Annotated in this window: 5 protein-coding genes and 1 tRNA gene; all 6 read left to right on the plus strand. The window is 55.8% G+C overall.

The annotated features are described in order from the left end of the window. Position 1: 1 nt before the first annotated feature. Positions 2 to 637, plus strand: a complete 636-nt coding sequence (gene rsmD, locus KP699_RS13775) for a 16S rRNA (guanine(966)-N(2))-methyltransferase RsmD (protein ID WP_215763024.1) — start codon at positions 2 to 4, stop codon at positions 635 to 637. A gap of 144 nt (positions 638 to 781) precedes the next feature. Then, positions 782 to 1,384, plus strand: a complete 603-nt coding sequence (gene ssb, locus KP699_RS13780) for a single-stranded DNA-binding protein (protein ID WP_215763025.1) — start codon at positions 782 to 784, stop codon at positions 1,382 to 1,384. A gap of 615 nt (positions 1,385 to 1,999) precedes the next feature. Further along, positions 2,000 to 3,856, plus strand: coding sequence for a reverse transcriptase domain-containing protein (locus KP699_RS13785; RefSeq protein ID WP_215763026.1), 1,857 nt, complete (start codon positions 2,000 to 2,002; stop codon positions 3,854 to 3,856). A 174-nt stretch (positions 3,857 to 4,030) separates the two neighbouring features. After that, positions 4,031 to 5,347, plus strand: coding sequence for an O-antigen ligase (locus tag KP699_RS13790; protein WP_252347075.1), 1,317 nt, complete (start codon positions 4,031 to 4,033; stop codon positions 5,345 to 5,347). A gap of 189 nt (positions 5,348 to 5,536) precedes the next feature. Next, positions 5,537 to 5,950, plus strand: coding sequence for an RNA polymerase-binding protein DksA (gene dksA / locus KP699_RS13795; protein WP_025829278.1), 414 nt, complete (start codon positions 5,537 to 5,539; stop codon positions 5,948 to 5,950). Positions 5,951 to 6,015: 65 nt separating this feature from the next. Continuing rightward, positions 6,016 to 6,090, plus strand: a tRNA-Thr gene (locus KP699_RS13800). Positions 6,091 to 6,517: the final 427 nt, after the last annotated feature.

Consider the following 6,517-nt stretch of genomic DNA (forward strand, 5'->3'; position numbering starts at 1 on the left):
AATGCGGATTATTGCAGGAGCCCGCAAAGGCCGCATGCTGGCAGCCCCCTCCGGCACCACAACCCGCCCCACGGCGGACCGGGTGCGTCAGGCTGTGTTTGATATCCTGCTCCATGCGCCGTGGGGCGGGCCGGATCTGCTGAATGGCGCCCGCGTGCTGGATGCCTTTGCGGGCACAGGAGCGCTGGGGCTGGAAGCCCTCTCACGCGGGGCGGATTACGCGACGTTTTTTGAGAAAGACCGCCCCGCCCTTACGGCCCTGCGCGCCAATATCGCCGGGTGCCGCTGGGAGGACCGGAGCAAGGTTATCCCGCGCGACGTCACGAAGCCGACCCATGCTCCGGCCCCCTGCTCTCTGCTGTTTCTGGACCCGCCCTACCGGCAGGATCTGCCTGCCCGCACACTGGCGGCACTGGATGCACAGGGATGGATTGCCCCCGGCGCTATTGCGGTGATTGAAACCGCAGCACAGGAACCTCTGCCATTACGGCTGGAAAATGCGGAAGAGGCAGACGTCCCGCCACCCGCCGCAGGCGAGGGCGAAGAGGCACCCCCTCCCCCTGTTTATGCCGGAACATTACTGGCAGAACGGAAGCACGGCGCGGCACGGCTGACGCTGTGGCAGCTGAAAGCCTAGGCAACAGCACACGCGCAGGGCGCATTCCTGCACGGGATGCGTCATTTTACAGAAGAAGAACCAACGGGGAACTGGCGGGTTGCGCAGGAGTGCGCTACACGGGCGGAATACTCTTTATTATTGTTCTAGAAAACGGGGTCACTGATGGCTGGCAGCGTCAATAAGGTTATTCTGGTCGGCAATCTGGGCAAAGACCCGGAAGTCCGCACCAGCCAGAACGGCATGAAAATCGTCTCTTTTTCTATCGCCACCAGTGACACATGGAACGACCGTGCCTCCGGCGAACGCCGGGAACGCACGGAATGGCACCGTGTGGTGATTTTTAACGATCGTCTGGCCGATGTGGCAGAGCGCTTCCTGCGGAAAGGCCGCAAGGTCTATCTGGAAGGTGCGTTGCAGACCCGCAAATGGACCGACCAGTCCGGCCAGGAACGCTATACGACGGAAGTTATTGTTGAGCGGTTCCGTGGTGAACTGGTTCTGCTCGACAGCCGCAGCGGTAGCGAAGGGGAAGAATCCGGCGGGTATGGCGGCGGTGGCAGCAGCTACGGCGGCGGCAATGCTGGCGGGGGTTACGGTGGCGGCAACTCCGGTGGCTATGGTGGCGGCGCCATGGGCGGTGGCGATTTTGGCGGCTCTTCCGCACCGCGCCAGAATGCGCCCTCCCGCGGGCCCGGCGGCGGTGGTAACTCCGGTGGATGGGACGCCCCCGGCAACAGTGATCTGGACGACGAAATCCCGTTCTGAGTGCGCCGTTTTGCTAACCATTTCAAGCACTTACGCGCAATCGTGAGTATGGACTATCAGGATGTCCATTGCAAGCCTGACCTACCTCTGTCTGGCAACAGGCTGTAACCGGCGAAAGCCGGAGGGGGAAAGTAGCATGTCAGGAAAAGGTGCAGCGCGGCAAAGCAGTCGAGCAAGCGGGCATCATTGCAAGTCGCACAAGGTTAAGCCTGGATTGGTTGAATCGTAGATCTGAGTGAACATGGGATGTTGGTGGCGTAGGACTGTTGAGACGCCTCCTCGGAGATTGAGACGGAGAGATTAGAACACCGTCTCACCTGATGTCTCCGACACCTGCCCGGCGAGGGTGGTCAAGGATTGAATGCGGAACCTAAATGCGACGACTTGAGTGGTTGGAAATGCGGGATCGCCTAAGTTGGTCAACTTGAGTGACCAATATGGTGACGGAGCTTTCATAGTACCCAAGGTGAGGTTGTAACGGACCTTGCAGCCGGTATCCAATCCGGCCTGAAACGACGGTATAAGCAGGCAGCAATGGCTGTGAAACCCGGCGAGGTAAGGGGGAAGGAAAGCAGTTTGTAGTAACGCTTTCTGATGATGAAGGGAGGGCAGTCAGTGCTGTCCGATCGAACCAGCAGAGCTTTGGAAGGCGTCAGTGGAGCAGTCCGCTCAGGCGCGAAGGTCAAAAAGCTACACAAAATCATGAGAAATCATGAGGATTTGTGGCTGACGGCCTACGCACGTATTCAATCGAACCGAGGGGCTCTGACCCGAGGTGTAGATGACAATACGCTGGACGGTTTTGGCATGGGACGACTGCAAGACCTTATGGCTTCCATAAGAGACGGCAGCTATCGTCCCAAACCTGTCCGCAGGATGTATATCCTGAAGGACCCTAAAAATCCCAACGGGAAGAAACGCCCTTTGGGCATACCAACTGGAAACGACAAACTGGTGCAGGAGGTTGCCCGCACTCTACTGGAAATTATTTATGAGCCGATCTTCACAGATCGCTCACATGGTTTTCGGCCGAGTCGGTCATGCCATACCGCACTACGGGAAATCGTCGATAGCTGGAAGGGAACGAAATGGATATGCGAAGTTGACATCAAGGGATACTTCGACAGCATCGACCATGAGAAACTGATTAGTATTCTGGAAGCCCAAATCGACGATAAGGCCTTCATCAAGCTGATCGCACTGTTTCTCAAGGCGGGCTACCTTGAGAATTGGAAGTACAACGCAACCTATACGGGAACACCGCAAGGAGGCGTAATCTCTCCAATTCTGGCAAATATTTATCTCCATGAACTTGATAAGTTCATGGACGAGAAGATACGAGCCTTCAACAAGGGAAAGCGAAGAAAGCCCAACAAGGAGTATAGGGCACTCATCTACCAGATTGGGCGTCGCAGGGAGTTCATCCGACAACATGGGGAAACCCACGAAAAGTCAGTGATCTACCTGACCGAAATGGAAGAGTTGAGCAAAAAGCTGAGAACCCTTCCGAGTGTGGATATGCATGATCCGGAGTTTAAGCGATTGCACTATGTGCGATACGCAGACGACTTCCTGATCGGTGTAATCGGCACGAAAGAAGAAACCACACAGATTATGGCCGACGTGACTGACTTCGTTGAGAAATCGCTCAAGTTGACTGTATCTCGGGAGAAATCCCGGCTGGGCGCTCTCGATAAAGGAGCGTTATTTCTGGGTTACGGAGTTACGGCTCGCATCATGCCCAAGCAGATGAAGTGTAAGGTTGGAACGGCAGCAGGACGTGATGTCTATGCGACAAAACGCACTGTTACGTCCCACATTCACCTGTCTGTGCCGGAAGATCGAATCCGGAATTTCGCACAGAAATGTGGTTACGGAACTTATGACACTGGCCTGAAGGACATTCGGGCGCGGATCATGATGACAAATCTTTCAGATTTTGAAATCGTCTCGAAATTCAACTCAGAATTGCGAGGATTCGCAAACTACTACTCTCTTGCTCCAAAATACTACCTGAACAAGTTGGAGTGGATGGCTCACATCAGTCTCTACAAAACCTTGGGACGGAAGCATGGCGAAACATGGGCGAAATGGTTTCGGCGAATAAGGAACGATGGTCGCTCCTTGCGATTCGAGAAAAATGGGGAAATCAACTATCTTCGCGTCTATTCACTGATAGATCGGAGAAAGTCTGACATTCCCATGAACGTGGATAAAAAGCCCAACCTCTTCAATTTTGATGGACGGTCTGAGCTTCTAACGCGTTTAGGTGCGAATCGGTGTGAATACTGCGGCGATGAAAACGGGCCTTTTGAGATCCATCATGTCAGAAAACTGAAAGATATCTCAAAAGGGACGGGCGCGTGGATGAAACTGATGATTCAGCGGAAACGCAAGACATTGGTGCTTTGCAAAACCTGTCACACCGACCTTCATCGTGGGACATTGTCAGATAATCGCTTTGCTGCTTAATACTGCAAATGGAGAGCCGGATGCGGCGAAAACTGCAAGTCCGGTTCGGAGGGGGGATAACGGGAAACCCTCATGGGACCACGTATCCTACCCTACTTGACTGAGAGGTCTGACAGTCCCTCCCCCGGCCTTCCGCCGGGGTTATGCGGTCTGTCACAACGGGATTGTTCCGTCATGACACCTGCATCCTTAGTACCCCGCTCTTCCGGTCGCCTTGCTGCAATGCTGACGCTGTGTGGAACAGGATGCACCTTTCTTCTCCCTGTTCTGTTTTTTTACAGCCGCGCGCTGAGTGACGTTGCCGCCACACTGATCGGCTGCCTCTTCCTGCTCTATTCCGCTGTGCAGCAAGACTGGCTCTGGACCCGCAAGGACTGGCTGCGCCCCGCCGCACTGTTCTGCGCGTTATGCCTGATCTCCTCCGTTTATGTCGGTCTGCGGGAGGCATGGGTGCAGGCGTTATGTCTGCCCCGCCTCTTTCTGCTGACCGCAGCACTGGAAAGCTGGATTCTGGTTTCCGCCACACGGCGCAAAATGCTGGCTACAATTTTATTCGTGCTGGCCTTCTGGCTGATAGGCCAGTGCTGGAAACAGTATCTGACCGGCACCAACCTTCTGGGCTACCCTCCTGCCGATGATGGCGCACTGACCGGCCCCTTCATGAAGCCACGGGCCGGATTTACGCTGCTCATGCTGTTTTTTCCGGCGCTGATGCCGGTTGTTCTGCACGCATTTCACACCAGACGCCTCTCAGCATGGGCAGGGGGAGCCGTGCTGCTGGTGCTGAGCGTGACAACCATGGTGCTGATCGGCCAGCGGATGAGCAATGTGCTGCTCCTGTTCGGCCTGATGCTGACAGCCCTGATGGTCCGCCGCTTTCGGGTGCCGTTTGTGCTGATTATGGTGGTCGTAGGGGGTCTGATTGCCAGTCTGCCGGTTATCTCCCCGCGCACCTATGCCAAGCTGGTGCTGAAGTTTTCCAGCCAGTTACACCATTTTACCCAGAGCGATTACGGCAGGCTGTACCGGACTGCCGTGACAATGGTCGTCTCCCACCCCTGGCTGGGGCTTGGCATGGACGGGTTCAGAAATTTTTGCCACGTCCCGTTCCATACCGAGGCCCTGACGCCATTTGGCCTGCCCCCGCTGGACAGTGATACGGGGAAAGGCTGCAACATCCACCCCCATAATTACTATCTGCAAATTGCCACCACCGCGGGCCTGCCGGGGCTGGCCGCATTTGGCTGGATGATTATGTGCTGGCTGCGCACCGGCCTGCGTGCGCTGGCACCGGCCACGCACCCGCAGCAGGCCATGCTGTTTATTATGTGCTGTGTGCTTCTGTGGCCCGTGGCCTCCACCAGCGCCCTGTTTTCCTTCCCTACAGCAGGCTGGATTTTCCTGTTTGCGGGGTGGATGCTAGCAGCTTCAGCCCAGAGCCGCGCCACAGCCTGCGGCAGCACCACGCATCCTGTTTGTAAGAAAATTTAAATATTTCCTTTTATTAGCGTCCGGCTGCCATACTATTTCTTGAGCATATCGGGCAGGCTGCATGCCTATGTTGTCCGTTTTCTTCCTCTGAAATCTCATAATGTTCTTGGCGTTCCGGGTTCACGCCGCTATAAGCCGCGTCATTCTTTCAAGGCAGGTGTCCTGTCATTGCAAAGGCTGACAACTGACATGATTACTCTACCGCCAGACTATCGCCCGTCAGATGATGAAGAGTTTATGAACCCTCTTCAGACGGAATATTTCAGACAAAAACTGCTGAAGTGGCGTTCTGAACTCCTCAAGGAAGCCGGAGATACCCTCGCCAGCCTTTCTGAAGGTGGCATTCATGAAGCCGACATTACGGACCGCGCCAGCGTGGAGACAGACCGGGCGCTGGAGCTGCGCACCCGTGACCGCGCACGCAAGCTGATTGGCAAGATCAATCTCGCCCTCCAGCGGATTGAAAACGGGTCTTACGGCTATTGTGAAGAAACGGGTGAACCCATCACCCTGCGTCGGCTGGAAGCCCGCCCGATTGCCACCCTGTCCATTGAGGCACAGGAACAGCATGAACGGATGGAAAAAACCCATCGTGACGATTAATTCCGCTTTTTAGGCGGAAACAGACTTGCGGCGTTTGGCATGACCAGCTAGAACGCCGCCAGCGGGCTGCTGTAGCTCAGTGGTAGAGCACTCCCTTGGTAAGGGAGAGGTCGACAGTTCAATCCTGTCCAGCAGCACCATGATTTCCCTGCTTTTTATCAGTCCGCACTTTTCTCTCCCTTGACCCAAGGGCGCGAGGAAAAATCCTGATGCTCCACATGCATCAGCCCCTCCGTATCCGATGCGGACAAAAGGGCTCTCCGGCGCAGGGTCCCCGAAAGCGCGCCCTGCCCCCATCGCCTGAGACAACCGAGATCCCGCATGCCGTGAATAAACCTGTGGATAACGGGTGCAACATCGGTGCACGACTCAGAAAACCAGTAAAAAGCGACTCCAGACCCTGTGGATAATCAGGGGGATTTTTTACTGCTCCCCATAAAAAAAGGGAGCCATAAACCGGCTCCCTCTTCCATCCATACCTTAAAGCCGGATCAGCGGCCCGGACCACCCGGTCCGCCACCCCCACCGGGGCCTCCGCCGCCATGGCCACCGCCTCCGGGACCACCC

This window comes from Acetobacter sp. P1H12_c, assembly GCF_018811975.1.
Taxonomy (GTDB): domain Bacteria; phylum Pseudomonadota; class Alphaproteobacteria; order Acetobacterales; family Acetobacteraceae; genus Acetobacter; species Acetobacter persici.